This window comes from Mycolicibacterium novocastrense, from assembly GCF_001570485.1.
Lineage (GTDB): Bacteria > Actinomycetota > Actinomycetes > Mycobacteriales > Mycobacteriaceae > Mycobacterium > Mycobacterium novocastrense.
Genome location: NZ_BCTA01000099.1, coordinates 1 through 15,412, shown reverse-complemented (window position 1 = coordinate 15,412; position 15,412 = coordinate 1). Strand labels below are relative to the sequence as shown.

At 66.2% G+C, this 15,412-nt stretch carries 10 protein-coding genes; 3 read left to right on the top strand and 7 right to left on the bottom strand.

Features of this window, described 5'->3' with window-relative positions; genetic code table 11:
* Window positions 1-20: 20 nt before the first annotated feature.
* Window positions 21-467 carry a hypothetical protein gene (locus RMCN_RS29390; RefSeq protein ID WP_067396648.1) on the bottom strand — a complete coding sequence of 149 codons (447 nt, stop codon included), beginning with the start codon at window positions 465-467 and terminating at the stop codon, window positions 21-23.
* 12 nt (window positions 468-479) lie between these two features.
* Window positions 480-860 carry a hypothetical protein gene (locus tag RMCN_RS29385; RefSeq protein ID WP_067396646.1) on the bottom strand — a complete coding sequence of 127 codons (381 nt, stop codon included), beginning with the start codon at window positions 858-860 and terminating at the stop codon, window positions 480-482.
* Between the two features lie 53 nt (window positions 861-913).
* Here RMCN_RS29385 and RMCN_RS29380 point away from each other — a divergent pair, with 53 nt between their 5' ends.
* On the top strand, window positions 914-2,017 hold the full coding sequence (locus RMCN_RS29380; RefSeq protein ID WP_067396645.1) for an epoxide hydrolase family protein: 1,104 nt from the start codon (window positions 914-916) through the stop codon (window positions 2,015-2,017).
* The gene (locus RMCN_RS29375) at window positions 2,018-3,397 is read left to right on the top strand and encodes an NAD(P)-binding protein (RefSeq protein WP_067396643.1); all 1,380 of its coding nucleotides are present in this window, start codon (window positions 2,018-2,020) and stop codon (window positions 3,395-3,397) included.
* 75 nt (window positions 3,398-3,472) lie between these two features.
* Here RMCN_RS29375 and RMCN_RS29370 read toward each other — a convergent pair whose 3' ends face one another.
* From RMCN_RS29370 to htpG, 4 genes are all read right to left on the bottom strand, one after another.
* Window positions 3,473-5,317 carry an ABC transporter ATP-binding protein gene (locus tag RMCN_RS29370; protein WP_067396642.1) on the bottom strand — a complete coding sequence of 615 codons (1,845 nt, stop codon included), beginning with the start codon at window positions 5,315-5,317 and terminating at the stop codon, window positions 3,473-3,475.
* The gene (locus tag RMCN_RS29365) at window positions 5,314-7,248 is read right to left on the bottom strand and encodes an ABC transporter ATP-binding protein (protein ID WP_067396641.1); all 1,935 of its coding nucleotides are present in this window, start codon (window positions 7,246-7,248) and stop codon (window positions 5,314-5,316) included. Before RMCN_RS29365 ends, RMCN_RS29370 begins: the two co-directional genes overlap by 4 nt.
* A gap of 113 nt (window positions 7,249-7,361) precedes the next feature.
* Window positions 7,362-9,242 carry an ABC transporter ATP-binding protein gene (locus tag RMCN_RS29360; RefSeq protein ID WP_067396640.1) on the bottom strand — a complete coding sequence of 627 codons (1,881 nt, stop codon included), beginning with the start codon at window positions 9,240-9,242 and terminating at the stop codon, window positions 7,362-7,364.
* 95 nt (window positions 9,243-9,337) lie between these two features.
* Window positions 9,338-11,275 carry a molecular chaperone HtpG gene (gene htpG, locus RMCN_RS29355; RefSeq protein WP_067396639.1) on the bottom strand — a complete coding sequence of 646 codons (1,938 nt, stop codon included), beginning with the start codon at window positions 11,273-11,275 and terminating at the stop codon, window positions 9,338-9,340.
* A gap of 236 nt (window positions 11,276-11,511) precedes the next feature.
* On the opposite strand from htpG, the gene RMCN_RS29350 reads away from it, so the two are divergent.
* Window positions 11,512-12,168 carry a methyltransferase family protein gene (locus RMCN_RS29350; protein ID WP_084377859.1) on the top strand — a complete coding sequence of 219 codons (657 nt, stop codon included), beginning with the start codon at window positions 11,512-11,514 and terminating at the stop codon, window positions 12,166-12,168.
* A 21-nt stretch (window positions 12,169-12,189) separates the two neighbouring features.
* Here the strand turns inward: RMCN_RS29350 and RMCN_RS29345 are convergent.
* On the bottom strand, window positions 12,190-15,412 hold a 3,223-nt coding region (locus RMCN_RS29345; RefSeq protein WP_067396636.1), incomplete at its 5' end, for a condensation domain-containing protein.

Genomic DNA, 15,412 nt, shown 5'->3' with positions numbered 1-15,412 from the left:
TATGCCCGCTGATAGCCCATTTATGCGACCGCCAGCGCGACAAGCATCGCGATGCAGGTGACGAGGTCCAGCGGTAATCGCAGCCGGCTGCGCCGGATCCAGCGCACCGCCGCGGCCTCGTCTACCTCGGCCGGATCGCACTTCTCGAACACCACGGCCTTCGGGACGAAGTCGACCAGCGACCACACGCGCATCACCGCGTGGCTGGCCAGCGCCACCAGCAGCGCGGTGCGCACGTCGGGGTGAGACCAAGAGCCGATGAGCGCGAGGATGAGCAGCACCTCGAAGGCGGTGTGCGCCGGGATCCAGAACCGCCGGCGCGAGAGCCCACCGTTGTGTGCCTGGATGATGCCGGGACGCTTCGGCCAGGCGGGGTCGACGACGATGGTCTCGTAGAGGCCTCCGCCGAACACGACACAGGCCAGCAGCGTGGTGGCGGCGATCAGGATAAGCGTCGGGGTCCACATCACCGCCGATTATCACGGGCCGTCCACCGCCCGGCCGCGGCTGTGTACGTACAGCACGGCCGCGGCGACGGTCGCCTCGGCCATGGCGACCACGGTGGCCAGTGCCATGACGGTTGACGGCGCGGTGGTCGGCGCTGCGCCGTGGTGGTGGCCGGGCGCGGGCAGGTGCAGTGCGATCATCGCCAGGTTCATCAGTGCGACGGCTAACCACGTGCGCTGGCGTCCGTCGCGCCACAGGTCACGCGCGCAGTACAGGCATGCCGCGACCATTGCCGCCATCAGGGTCGCCGCGAACGGGGTTTCCGCGTGGCCGAGCATCGTCGCGTGTAGGCAGGCCGAGCCGGCCGCGAGCACGGCGCACGCCCGCCGTCCCACTGTTGCCATCGCCGCCATACAGATATCGACTCCCGCCGACGCCGGAATTCATCCCGTGACAAGATCCGGACATGGCAGCGATCCGCCCGTTCCGCATCGCAGTTCCCGACGCAGATCTCGAAGATTTGAAGGGGCGGCTGGCCCGCACGCGATGGCCCGAGGCCGAATGCGTCGACGACTGGAGTCAGGGAATCCCGCTGGACTACACCCGCGAACTGGCCGGGTACTGGGCCGAAGAATACGACTGGCGGGCCCGGGAAGAGGCGTTGAACCGGTTCGACCACTACACCACCGAGATCGACGGCCTGGACATCCACTTCATCCATCAGCGCTCGTCGCGCCCCGACGCGTTTCCGTTGTTGATCACCCATGGCTGGCCGGGCTCGGTCGTCGAGTTCCACAAGGTGATCGAACCGCTCACCGAACGCGGCTTCGACGTGGTCTGCCCGTCGCTGCCGGGTTACGGCTTCTCCGCGAAGCCCACCGCGACGGGCTGGGGCATCGAGAGGATCGCCTCGGCCTGGGACACCCTGATGGGCGCGCTGGGCTATGAGCGGTTCGGCGCGCAGGGCGGAGACTGGGGTGCCGCGGTCACCACGCAGATTGGCCGCAACGAAGGCCGCTGTACGGCCATCCACCTGAACATGCCGCTCGGATTTCCGCCGGGCAAGCTCGAGAATCCGACCGAGGAGGAGCAGCGGGCGCTGGAACGCGGCTCCTACTACCAGAAGTGGGACTCGGGCTATTCCAAACAACAGTCCACTCGGCCGCAGACCCTCGGCTACGGGCTCGTCGACTCCCCGGCCGGGCAACTCGCATGGATCGTGGAGAAGTTCTGGTCGTGGATGGACTGCGACGGCCATCCAGAGAACGTGCTGACCAGAGACGAACTGCTCGACAACGTGATGTTGTACTGGCTGACCGCATCGGGCGCGTCGTCGGCCCGCCTGTACTGGGAGAGTTTCAACGCGTTCGGCGGATTCGATCGGGTCGAGCTCCCGACCGGTGTCGCGTCCTTCCCCAAGGAGATCCTGCAAGCCCCGCGCAGTTGGTGCGAGAACGGATACAACATCACCCACTGGACGACGATGCCGCGCGGTGGTCACTTCGCGGCGTTCGAGCAGCCCGACCTGTACGTCGACGACGTCGCGAAGTTCTTCGCTAGCGTGCGATAAATGGGGCGGACACTGCAGGCCGACTACCTCGTCGTGGGTGCGGGCGCGATGGGGCTCGCGTTCACCGACACGCTGGTCCAGGAATCGGATGCAACGGTCGTGGTCGTCGACCGCAACGACCAGCCCGGCGGGCACTGGACGACGGCGTACCCGTTCGTGCGGCTGCACCAACCGTCGGCCTACTACGGGGTGAACTCCCGTGGGCTGGGCAGTGACACCGTCGACCAATTCGGGCTCAACGCAGGCTATTACGAGTTGGCCAGTGGCGCCGAGGTGTGCGCGTACTTCGATGCGGTGATGACCCAGCACCTGCTGCCGACCGGCCGGGTGACGTACCTGCCGATGAGCGAGTACCTCGGCGACGGGCGGGTGCGCACGTTCGGCGGCGAGGACATCGAGGTGACCGCACGGCGGGTGGTGACCACGCGGGTGGAGGTTGTCGTCCCGTCGATGCGACGCCCGACCTACACCGTCGCCGACGGCGTCCACGTCGTGCCGCCCAATAGCCTGCCGCGCCTCCCCGATCCGCGTGACCGCTATGTCATTGTGGGAGCGGGGAAGACGGCGATGGACTCATGCCTGTGGCTCCTTCGGCACGGCGTCGCACCGGAGCGAATCACGTGGATCAAGCCCCGCGAGTCATGGGTGCTGGACCGGGCGGCCATCCAGCCCGGACGGCAGTTCGCGAAGCACACGATCGGCGACTTCGCCAATCAATTGGCTGCGGTGCGCGAGGCGGAGTCGCTTCCTGACCTGTTCACCCGGCTCGAGGACAAGGGCTGCCTGCAACGCATCGACCGGTCCGTCGAACCGACCATGTACCGGTGCGCGATCCTGTCGCAGGCCGAGCTATCCGAACTGCGCCGCATCACCGACGTCGTGCGGATGGGCCACGTCCAGGCGATCGAGCCGGGCCGGATCACGTTGGACGCCGGCGTCCGCGACATCGACGGATCGGTGCTCTACATCGACTGCAGTGCAGATGGTTTGGGCAAGGAGCCGGTGACGACGATCTTCGACGGCAACCACATCGCCCTGCAAACGGTGCGCACCTGTCAGCCGGCGTTCAGCGCGGCCGTCATCGCTCACGTCGAAACGGCGTACCCCCACGACGACGCCCGCAACGCATTGTGCCGGCCGGTGCCCTACCCGCATGTACCGACCGACTGGCTGCGGATGATGTTGATCTTCAACCAGAATCAACTGCAGTGGTTCTCCGACCCGGACATGATGGCGTGGGTCGACGCGGCGCGCCTCAACGCGTTGCACCATGTGACCGCCAACGTCAGCGAGCGTGCGCGCGACCGGATCATCTCGATGCTCACGTCAGAATTGCCGGCGGTCAACGAGAAACTCAAAGCGCTGCTGGCGCAGGCCTGACTCCGGCGAAACTGAACTTGTGCGCGAAGTTTCGCGCGCCGATCTCGCGGATATCTTCAGTTTCGGCGGCGGGTCTCAGGCCAGCGACTCGACCCAGGCGCGGTGTAGTGCGGCATAGTGGCCGTCGCCGCGGGCGATCAGATCCGTTGGCGCACCGTCCTCGACGATGCGGCCGTGCTCGAGCACCAGCACCCGGTCGGCGACCTGCACCGTCGACAACCGGTGCGCGATGACCAAGGCCGTCCGGTCGGCGAGCACAGTCTCGAGCGCTCGCTGCACCATGCGCTCGCTGGGGATGTCCAGCGATGACGTCGCCTCGTCGAGGATCAGCACCGCGGGGTCGGCGAGGAACGCCCGCGCGAACGCGACGAGTTGCCGCTGACCCGCCGAGAGCCGACCGCCACGTTTGGCGACGTCGGTGTCGTAACCGTCGGGCAACGCCGCAATGAAACGGCCGGCGCCGACGGCCTCGGCCGCCGCGGCGACCTCGGCGTCGGTCGCGTCGGGCCGGCCGAACCGGATGTTGTCGGCGATGGTCCCGTCGAACATGAAGTTCTCCTGGGTGACCATCACGACATGGCGGCGTAGGTCGCTCTGCGAAAGGTCGCGCAAGTCAACGCCGTCGAGTGTCACCGAGCCGGATACCGGGTCGTAGAACCGCGCGATCAGCTTGGCGATCGTGGTCTTGCCCGCGCCGGTGGTACCGACCAGCGCGACGGTCTGGCCGGCCGGCACTTCGAGCGTCAACCCCGGCAGGACGGCGCGGTCGGCGACGTACTCGAATCGGACGTCGCGGAAGGCGATCTCGCCGCGCACATCGGTCAGCGCGACGGGGCGCTCCGGGTCCTTGATGCCCGGCCGCTGGGCGAGCACGCCCGCGAGCTTCTCGAGTGCCGAGGCCGCCGATTGGAAGGTGTTGAAGAACTGCGAGATCTCCTGCATCGGCTCGAAGAACATCCGCAGGTACAGCAGGAAGGCTGTCAGCGTGCCGATCGTCATCTCACCGTTGAGGACTCGGTAGCCGCCGTAAAGCAACACCACACCGGTGGTGAGGTTGCCGACGAGCTTGACACCGGGCATGAAGATCGCGAGCAGTTGGAATGTGCGCTCGTTGTCGGCCTTGTAGCGGTCGGCAATGTCTTCGAAAATCTGCTGGTTGCGCGGTTCCCGGCGATAGGCCTGCACGGCCTTGATACCCGTCATCGTCTCGACGAACTGCACGATCACCAGCGCGGCGCTCTCGCGCACGCGGCGATATGTTCTCGCGGACTCGTTGCGGAACCACCACACCAGCCCGATCAACAGCGGGAAGGCGCCCAGGCACATCAAGCCGAGCCGCCAGTCGAGCACCACGAGCAGGATCGCGGTCCCGAACAGCGTGAGCACCGCGGTGACCAGGCTGTCGAAGCCGGTCTCGAGCATGTCCTGGATGGCTTCGACGTCGTTCGTGGATCGGCTCACCACCCTGCCCGAGGTGTACCGGTCGTGGAGGGCGATGTCCAGGCGCTGAAAGTGCCGAAACACCCTGCGGCGCAGCTCCAGGAGCACTTTCTGGCCGATGCGCCCGGAGCGGCGGAGGAAGAACATTCTGCTGGTGGCCTGGACCGCGACGACGAGGGCGAGGGTGCCGACGATCATCAGCAGCGTGTGGGCCGGGCCGCCGTCGACGATCGGCGGGATGCCCCGGTCGATGCCGCGCTGCACGAGGATCGGAACCGACAGGCGGGCCGCGTTTTCCACGACCACGACGAGGGCGAGCAGCGCCACGGTGAAGCGGTAGGGGCGCAGCAGGTCGCCGAGAAGCGAGCGGGCTTCGCGGCGGCGGTCGAGGGTCTCGTCGATCGGGAGGTCGTCGTGTTGTTCTTCGAACTTGCCGCGCCATTCTGATGTCGCGGTATCAGGGGTGTCGGTGGCGGTCATCGGCGTTCGGCCTCCGAGGCGGCGAAGCGTCGCTGCGCAGGGTCGCGGTGCAGCGCCTCCTGCTCCTCCACGGCGTGGTCGAGGCGGCTGCGGTCCCGATCGTCCTCCCACGCGCACGCGCGCTCGGTGCCGTCGTCGAGTTCGTCATCGGCGGCCAGCAGGTAGCGGTACTGCGGCACCCGCGCCAGCAGTTCGGCGTGCGTGCCGACGCGGGTGATGGTGCCGTCCTCCAACAGGGCCACCTTGTCGGCGAGCAGCACCGTCGACGCGCGGTGCGCCACAACAATTCCCGTGACGGAGTGCAGCACGCGGCGCAGCGCCTCCTCGACCACCGCTTCGGTGTGAACGTCGAGCGCGGACAACGTGTCGTCGAGCACGAGGATCTTGGGCGCCGCCAGGATCGCCCGCGCCAGCGACAGCCGCTGCCGCTGCCCACCGGACAGGCTCATGCCCTGTTCGCCGATGCGGGTTTCGAGGCCGAACGGCAGGTCGTAGACGAAGTGGGCGGCCGCGACGTCGATCGCTTCGGCCAGCTCGTCATCGGAGGCTGGGTTTTCGGGGGCGCGTCCGAGCTTCAGGTTCTCGGCGACCGACATGGAGAACAGCGTCGGGTCCTCGAAGGCCGTGGCCACCGTTTCACGCAGCGCCGACAGGGTGAGTTCGCGGATGTCGCGGCCGTCGATGCGGATGGATCCCTCGGTCACGTCGTACAACCGGGACAGCAGTGCGGCCAGCACCGACTTTCCCGATCCCGTCGGCCCGACGAGCGCGAGCGTCTCCCCCGGCTCAACGGTGAGGGTGACATGGCGCAGAGCGAAATCGTCCGAGTCGGGGAATCGGAATCCGACGTCGACGAGTTCCAGGCGTCCACCGCTCGGCGGTTCATCCACGGGACCGTCGGCGATATCGATTGCCGTATCGAAGATCTCGGTGATCCGGTTCGCGGCGGTGAACGACTCCTGCGTCATCGACAACAGAAAGCCCAGGGAGGCGATGGGCCAGACCAGCGACAGCATCATCGTGATGAATGCGACCAGGGTGCCAAGGGTGACGTGACCTTCACCGGCGGCGTAGGCGCCGAAACCGAGCACCACGATCAAGGTCAGGTTCGGGATGACTTCGAGCAGCGTCCAGAACTTCGCCGAGACCGACACGCGATCGATCTGCGTTTCATAGAGATCGGAGAGTTGTTCGTCGAACCGGTCGTAGACGTAGTCCTCGCGCCCGAAGGATTTCACCACCCGCAGCCCGAGCGCGGACTCCTCGACGTGGGTGGCGACGTGGCCCGCCTGATCCTGCGCCAGCCGCGACAACCGGGTGTACTCCTGTTGGAAGTGCAGGACGGTCAGTGTGATCGGCACGATCGACACCAGCACGATCACGCCCAGCGGCCAGTACATCGTCAGCAGGATGGCCGTCACAACGGTGATCTGCAGTCCGTTGAGCAGAAGGAAGAGCAGACCGAAAGACATGAAGCGACGAATAGTGCTGAGGTCGTTCATGATTCGCGAGAGCAGCTGGCCGGACTGCCAGCGCCCGTGGAAGCTCATCGGCAGCACCTGCAGCCGGGCGTAGAGATCCTTGCGGATGTCGGCCTCGACGCCCATGGTGGCGCGCGCCGCCAGCCAACGGCGGATGAACCACAGGACCGCCTCGGTGATGCCGACGCCCATCGCGGCGGTGCCGAGCAGCCACAGGCCCTGCTGGTCCTGGTGGCGCACCGGACCGTCGATGACGGCCTTGGTCATCAGCGGGATCGACACGGTGGCGGCGAGGCTGGCGATCGCGACGGTGACCATCGCGATCCAGCGCGCCCGGTACGGCATCAGGTACGGCAGCATCCGCCACAGGTCCGAGCTCGCGCGTCGGCGTTGCGGTGGCGGGGCGATGGCCGGCGCTGAGCGCAGGGCCTGGATTTCGGGAGCGACCACTTAGGCCATCTTCCCATGCGGGGCGACCGGATAACCTCGTGCGCCGAAACGGCATTCCAGCAGGGAAATGTCGAGTGGACGCCTGCGCCAATGCAGTTTCGCGATAGTTCGAATCACGCGGCGGCCGTTTCCTGGGCTCCGAACTGGGTTTCGTACAACTCGGCGTAGCGGCCCCGGTTGGCGAGAAGTTCGAAGTGCGTGCCGCGCTCGACGATGCGGCCGTCCTCGACGACTAGGAGGAGATCGGCGGCACGGACGGTGGACAACCGGTGCGCGATCACGATGGACGTCCGGCCGGCGAGCGCCTCGGTGAGCGCCTGCTGAACGGCAGCCTCCGATTCGGAGTCCAGCGAGGCGGTGGCCTCGTCGAGCACGACGACCCGTGATCGGCCCAGCAGCAGGCGCGCGATCGTCAACCGCTGGCGCTGCCCGCCGGACAGGCGATATCCCCGCTCGCCGACCACGGTGTCGAGACCGTCGGGCATCTCGGCGACCACGTCGGCCAGCCGGGCGCGGTCGAGTGCCTCCCACAGTTCGTCATCGGTGGCATCGGATGCCGCCAGCGTGAGGTTGGCCCGGATCGACTCGTGGAACAGGTGGCCGTCTTGGGTGACCACGCCGACCGTCTCCTTGAGCGACGCGAAGGACACGTCGCGGACGTCGACGCCGTTGAACGTCACCGCACCGGAGTCGACGTCGTAGAGCCGGGCGAGAAGCGAGGCGATCGTCGACTTGCCGGCGCCGGACGAGCCGACCAGCGCCACCATCTGACCGGGTTGCGCCGTGAACGAGATGCCGTGCAGCACTTCGTCACCGCCGCGGATGTCGAGTTCGGCGACCTCCTCCAGTGAGGCCAGCGACACCTTGTCCGCCGACGGGTAGGAGAAGCGCACGTTGTCGAACTGCACCGCCACCGGGCCGGCGGGCACGGGGACGGCGTCCGCCTTCTCGGCGATGAGCGGTTCGAGGTCGAGCACCTCGAAGACCCGCTCGAAGGACACCAGGGCGGTGGCGATCTCGACGTGCGCGTTGGCCAGTGCGGTCAGCGGAGCATAGAGCCGGGTCAGCAACAGGGCCAGCGACACGATCGCGCCGGCCTGCAGGTGGCCCCCGATCGCGAGGGCACCGCCGAGCCCGTAGACCAGCGCGAGCGCAAGGGCCGACATGAACGTCAGCGAGTTCATGAAGACCGACTGCAGCATCGCGGTTTTCACGCCGATGTCGCGGACGCGCCCCGCGCGCACGGCGAACTCGCGAGATTCTGTCGCGGGATTGCCGAACAGCTTGACCAGCGTCGCGCCGGGCGCCGAGAACCGTTCGGTCATCTGGGTGTTCATGGTCGCGTTGTGGGCGGCGGCCTCGCGCGACAGCCGGGCCATGGTGCGGCCGATCCGGCGGGCCGGAACGATGAACAGCGGCACGAGCACCAGCGAGAGCAGGGTGACCTGCCAGGAGATCGACAGCATCACCACCAACGTCAGCGTGAGCGTCACGAGGTTGGACACCACACCCGACAGCGTGTCGGAGAAGGCCCGCTGCGCGCCCATGACGTCGTTGCCGAGCCGGCTGACCAATGCGCCGGTTCGGGTGCGGGTGAAGAAGGCGACCGGCATCCGTTGCACGTGGTCGAACACTGCGGTGCGCAGGTCGAGGATCAAGCCCTCGCCGATCGTCGACGACAGCCACCTCGTCACGAGGGAGGCGCCGGTCTCGGCGACGGCCACCGCAGCGATGACGGCCGCCAGCAGAAGCACCGTGCCGCGCGACCCTGCTGTGATCGCGTCGACGACCTTACCCGCCAGCACGGGGGTGGCGACGCCGAGGAGTGCCGCGACGACGCTGACGGCGACGAACGCGCGCAGCCGAGGATGGTGGCGCCCGGCGAAGCGCCAGATGCGACGCAGTAACGCCGCGTTCAGCAGCGACCGCAGGTCACCGCCGCGGGCATGCGACTGCCGGTAGAGCGCCTGCCGCGCGACCGTTTCCATGCTCATGAAATCACCGTAGAACCTCAACAATAGATGAGGTCAACGGCTTCCCGCGGCCGCTGACCAGGGCACATAGGGGGTACCCAGGTTCGGCGACTCGCTTACACGGTGCGGGCGAGCCGCTCGGCGATGAGCCCGGCGAACTTGGCCGGGTCGTCGGGTAGGTCGCCTTCGGCCAGAAGCGCCGTCCCATAGAGCAATTCGGCGGTATCGTTCATCCCGGCCTCATCGCCGCGATCCTTGTGCGCCTGTCGAAGACCCACGACGAGCGCATGCTTGGGGTTGAGTTCGAGGATCCGCTTGCTGACCGGCACCGTCTGCCCGGAGGCGCGGTACATGCGGGCGAGCGCGGGTGTGATGCCGAAGGTCGGCGTGATCAGGCACGCCGGCGAATCAGTCAGACGCGTGGAGAGCCGGACCTCCGAGACGTGCTCGCTCAGGGTCTCCTTCAACCAGTCGAGCAGTTCGGCGAACTCCTTCTGCTGTTCCTCGCGTTCGGCGTCGCTCTTCTCCTCGTCCGAGTCGAGGTCGACCTCGCCGCGCGCGACGGACTGCAGTGGCTTCCCATCGAAGTCGGACACCGAGCCAACCCAGATCTCGTCAACCGGGTCGGTGAGCAGCAGCACCTCGTAACCCTTGGCTTTGAACGCCTCCAGATGGGGCGACTTGAGGAGTTGCTCGCGGGACTGTCCGGTTGCGTAGAAGATCTGCTCCTGACCGTCCTTCATGCGCTCGACATATTGGGCGAGGGTGGTGGGTTCGTCGTCGCTGTGGGTGGAGGCGAACGACGAGATCCGCAGCAGGGTGTCGCGGTTGTCGAAGTCCGACATCAGACCCTCTTTGACGACGGACCCGAAGTGGGTCCAGAACGTGCGGTAGTCGTCCGGCCGCTCGGACTGCAACTCCTGGATCGTCGACAGGACCTTCTTGGTCAGCCGCCGGCGGATCGCGGTGACTTGCCGGTCCTGCTGGAGGATTTCGCGAGAGACGTTGAGCGACATGTCCTGTGCATCGACGACACCCTTGACGAAGCGCAGGTACATGGGCATGAGGTCTTCGCAGTCGCCCATGATGAACACGCGCCGCACGTAGAGCTGGATACCGACCTTGGCGTCGCGGGTGAACAGGTCGAACGGCGCTTGCGACGGGATGAACAGCAGGGCCTGGTACTCGAAAGTGCCCTCGGCCTTCATCGCGATCACCTCGAGGGGGTCGTCCCAGGCGTGGGCGATGTGCTTGTAGAACTCCTTGTATTCCTCGTCGGAAACCTCGTCCTTGGACTTGGCCCACAGCGCCTTCATCGAGTTGAGGGTCTGCGTCTCGACGGTGACGGTCTCCTGACCAGTTTCGGAGCCGCCCTCTTCTCTCGGCGGGGTGCGGCGCTCGACGTCCATCCGGATGGGCCAGGCGATGAAGTCGGAGTACTTCTTGACCAGTTCCCGGATCTTCCACTCCGAGGTGTAATCGTGCAGCTGGTCCTCGGCGTCCTCGGGCTTGAGGTGCAGGGTGACCGAGGTGCCTTGGGGCGCGTTCTCGACGGTTTCGATGGTGTAGGTGGCCTCACCGCTGGAGACCCACCGGGTGGCCTGGCTCTCGCCGGCCTTGCGGGTGAGCAGCTCGACCTTGTCGGCGACCATGAACGTCGAGTAGAAACCGATCCCGAACTGGCCGATCAGTTCCTCGGCGGCGGCCGCGTTCTTGGCCTCGCGCAACTGCTGGCGGAGTTGGCCGGTGCCCGACTTGGCGAGCGTGCCGATGAGTTCGACGACCTCGTCGTGAGTCATGCCAATGCCGTTGTCGCGGACGGTCAGGGTGCGTGCCTCTTTGTCCGGGACGATCTCGATGTGCAGATCGGCGGTGTCGACGTCCAGGTCCTTGTTGCGCAGCGCCTCCAGCCGCAGCTTGTCGAGCGCGTCGGACGAATTCGAAATCAACTCCCGCAGGAACGAATCCTTGTTGGAGTACACCGAGTGGATCAGCAATTCCAGGAGTTGGCGGGCCTCTGCCTGGAACTCCAACTCCTCGACTCGTGCAGTCATGCGCCTCCGATCGACACAATCCCCGGCTTTTCGATACCCGCAGATGATATCGAGCGGATCGTGACCAGTGCCCGGGTGATCGGTTACCGGCCGTGGTCATGGCGGCTGTCCGACGTGCGACCCGTTCGCGTACCAGTCGCCGTGGCGGACGGTACTTTACAAACGTGCGCTGCGGGCCGACCGGTTCGCCGGAAGCCCAGGGACCAGAAGGGGAATCGTTGAAGACCACTCCTAAGATGTTGGCGTTCGGTCTAGTCGAACCTGTCACGTTCGGACTGATCCTGTTCCTGGCGGCAGGCACCTTCGACTACTGGCAAGCGTGGGTTTTCCTCGTTGTGTTCGCCCTCTCGGGGTGGATTCCCAGCATCTACCTGATGCGAACGAATCCGGTCGCGCTCGAGCGGCGGATGCGTGGGGGTCCAGCGGCGGAATCGCGCAGGACCCAGAAGTTCGTCATGGCCGGATCGTGGATGACTCTCGCGTCGATGTTGGCAGTCAGCGCACTCGACCATCGCTTTAGCTGGTCCTCGGTGCCCACGTCGATCTGCATATTGGGCATCATTCTGGTAGCCGTCGGCGTCACGGTGATGATGCTGGTGGTCATCCAAAACAGCCATGCGGCTGCGACCGTTCGCGTCGAGGAAGGCCAGACCGTCATCTCGACAGGTCTTTACGGGATTGTGCGGCACCCCATGTACAGCGGCAACGTGATCCTGATGGTCGGCATACCGCTGGCGCTGGGCTCCTACGTCGGGCTCGTCTTCGTCATAGTCGGCGTGGCCATCCTCACCTTCCGCATCCGCGACGAGGAGAACATGCTGAGGGCGGAGCTGGACGGATACCGCGAGTACACCGAGAAGGTTCGCCACCGCCTGGTGCCGTACGTATGGTGACGGTCGCGCGGACGTCCGCGTCTACTGGGCCGTCAACCGCTGGCTCAAGGTCCTGACCGACGGAGCGTCGAACAGCGCAGTGACTGCGAGCCGGCTGTCGAGGGCGGCGTTGATCGCGGCGATTGCGCGCATCGCCGAAAGCGAATCTCCGCCCAGATCGAAGAACGAATCGTCGATGCCCACGTGGTCTGTTTCCAGTACATGGGCGAAAACGCCGGCCACTACGCGCTCGGTCACGGTAGCCGGCGCTCGATCGGCAGCACCGGTGCTGTGGGTTTCGGGTAGCGGAACCGAATCCGTTCGGGCCCTGTCTTGTCCGTCAACCAGATTCATCGTCGACAGCTGTCGTGTGGGATCGGTGATCATGGCCGACAGCACCCACTCGAAGCGTTCGACGAGCGATTCGATGTCTGCAGCGTCGAACACATCCGTGCGGAACTGAACGCGCAGTTCCAGTTCACGACCGGGTACCGCTTGAACCGCGAGTGGGTAGTGGTAGAAGTCGCGGTTGGAGACGTCGACGATGCCCAGGTCGTCGGCGCTCGAGAGTGCCGCGGTGTTGGACGGGTAGTTCTCGTAAACGAAGACGGTGTCGAACAATTGGCGGTGCCCGGTGAGCCGGTGGATGTCGCGCAGCGCCATGTGCTGGTGTTCGAAGGTGTCGTTGTAGTTGCTCTGCAGCTGTTCGAGCAGATCGGCGACGGTGGTCTCCGCCGAGGTGTTCGCCCGCATCGGCACGGTGTTGATCATCAGGCCCACCATCGACTCAGCACCTGGCACCTCTGTGGGCCGACCCGACACCGTCACGCCGAACGCCACGTCGTGCTGGCCGGTCAACGAGGTCAGCAGTAGCGCCCAGGCGCCCTGCAACACAGTGCTGACCGTGGTGCGATGTGTTCGCGCCAGTTCGCTGACCGCACCGGTCGCAACCTGCGGTAACCAGAACGTTCGAGTATCCCGCGGCCCGATACCCAGCCGGTCCGGTGCAGCGACCAAAGTCGGAGTGGCGAAGCCGTCCAAGACTCGGCGCCACGCTGTCTGGGCGGCGTCGTGGTCGCGGTCAGCCAGCCAGGTGAAGAACCGCCGGTACGGCACCGCAGCCGGCAGCCGCTGCCCGTAGTAACTGACGAACATCTCCTGGAGCACGATCGACAGCGACCAACCGTCCATCAGGATGTGGTGGCTGGTGATCACGATCTGGTGCCGGTCCGCTGCGGTGCGGATCAGAGCGACCCGGAACGCTGGACTCTCGGCGAGGTCGAACACCGCCTCCCGTTCGGCTGCGTGAACGTGCTGTGCCTGCTCGTCGGCATCGGTGGCGAGCTCGACATACCGCCACCCTGCCTCAGCATCACGCGGGATGATCTGCACCGGCTGGTCGAACTGCTCGTTGAACCGGGCGGCCAAATTCGGATGGCGACGCACCACCGTACGCACCGCCTCATGCAGCCGGTACTGGTCGAGCGGACCGGCAACGGTGAGCACCAACTGCACCGCATACACGTCGTCACCGGCGGCTTGGGCCGCGTCGGCGTGGAACAGCAGGCCCTGCTGCAGCGGGGTCAACGGCAACACATCCGCGATGCGGTATCTCTGTTCCAGTTCGTCGACCTGCTGCTGACTCAGCCGAACCGGAGTGATGTCGGACGGAGTCAGGCCCGCCCCACCGCGTCGCACGTGTGCGCAGATGCCGGCCAGCGCCTCGAACCACAGTCGGCCCAGCCGGCTGACCTGACCCTCCTCGACCGCCGAGGGCGCCCACGTCCAGTTGGCGTGCAACTGCGGACCCGACTCGGTGTCGGCCGTGCTGGCGTTCAGATCGATCGTGTGCGGAAGCGTCAACGGAATGTCCAGGCTGGCGCGGGCGACAGCGCCGCTGTCAGGGCTGACACGCCAGAACTCATCCGACAGTTCACCGGCGGCAGCACCTAGGCGTCCGAGGTAGTTGAACCCGATTCGAGGGTCTGGCCCGTCCAGGTCGACATCGGAGTTCAAATAGCGCAACACCCCGTACGTCAGGCCGTCGGGCATGGCGCGCAGGTCCTCTTTGGCGGACTTGATGACCGAGCCGAGCGCGGGGTCACCGGCGATCACCCGTGCCCACGACAAACCACCAACGGTCAACGACACCGGATACTTGGTGGTGAACCAGCCCACCGTGCGCGACAAGTCGACATCATCGGCCAATTCGTCGGCGCGGCCGTGCCCCTCGACGTCGATGCCGACGGGCGCAGCGCCACTGGCGAGGAACTCCGAAACCGCGAGGCCGAACGCGATCAGCAGAATGTCCTGCACGCCGGCATGGAAGGCCGCTGGCACCTCGCCGAGCAGCATTCGCGTGGTCTCGGGATCCAACTGCGTTGAGAGCTGCCCGGCGTTGGCGAAGGTATCCACCCCCGGCTCCACCGCCGGCAACGCCGCAGGGGTCGCGGCGACACGCCGCCACACCTCGGCCTGGGCGACCACAGCAGGGTCGTGCGCGTGTTCCTCGAGCAGCCGCGCCCAACGGGCGAACGATGTTCCGCCCGCCGACAACTCGATCGGCTGCCCGCTGCGGTGCTGAGCCCAGGCAATGTTCAAGTCTTCCAACAAGATTCGCCACGACACACCGTCGACCGCCAGGTGATGGACCACCAAGGCCAGTTGATTCGTCTCGGCTGCCCACACCGCGCTTACCATCGCACCTGCCAACGGGTTCAAGCGCGAACGGGCCTCCACCACCGCCGCGTCGGACAGCACGTCGACCGCCTGCAGGCACCCACCGGCGTTCACCGATCCGGCCTCGGGCACCGCGAATGTCCACGGGGCCCCGCGATAATATTCATCGTCGATGCGGGCCCGCAGCATGGGATGTCGATCCAGCAATGCCTGCAGTACCACCACCACATCGGCCTCGGTCACACCCGCGGGGGCGTGCACCACCACCGTCTGGTTGAACTGATCAACTGCGCCATCCGCTTGCTGAAGCCACCGCATGATCGGGGTGGCTTCAACCTTGTCGGGGCCGACCTCATCACCGTCACGGACCACCACCCAGGCCACCCGCGCCACGCGGGCCAACCGAGACACTGTCTGCTCGACGAAGACGTCGCGGGGTTTCACGATCACTCCACCGAATGCGGCGCGGGACACGACCTGCATAGACAGGATGGAATCGCCGCCGAGTTCGAAGAAGGATTCGTCGACGCCGACTCGCTCCAGTCCAAGGACTTGGGCGTAGACCCCGGCCAGGATCTCCTCGGTG

Coding starts and splice junctions, on each gene's coding strand:
- RMCN_RS29375 (WP_067396643.1), top strand. CDS start 2,018: ATGGGGCGGACACTGCAGGCCGACTACCTCGTCGTGGGTGCGGGCGCG.
- RMCN_RS29385 (WP_067396646.1), bottom strand. CDS start 860: ATGGCGGCGATGGCAACAGTGGGACGGCGGGCGTGCGCCGTGCTCGCG.
- htpG (WP_067396639.1), bottom strand. CDS start 11,275: ATGACTGCACGAGTCGAGGAGTTGGAGTTCCAGGCAGAGGCCCGCCAA.
- RMCN_RS29390 (WP_067396648.1), bottom strand. CDS start 467: ATGTGGACCCCGACGCTTATCCTGATCGCCGCCACCACGCTGCTGGCC.
- RMCN_RS29370 (WP_067396642.1), bottom strand. CDS start 5,317: ATGACCGCCACCGACACCCCTGATACCGCGACATCAGAATGGCGCGGC.
- RMCN_RS29360 (WP_067396640.1), bottom strand. CDS start 9,242: ATGAGCATGGAAACGGTCGCGCGGCAGGCGCTCTACCGGCAGTCGCAT.
- RMCN_RS29380 (WP_067396645.1), top strand. CDS start 914: ATGGCAGCGATCCGCCCGTTCCGCATCGCAGTTCCCGACGCAGATCTC.
- RMCN_RS29350 (WP_084377859.1), top strand. CDS start 11,512: ATGTTGGCGTTCGGTCTAGTCGAACCTGTCACGTTCGGACTGATCCTG.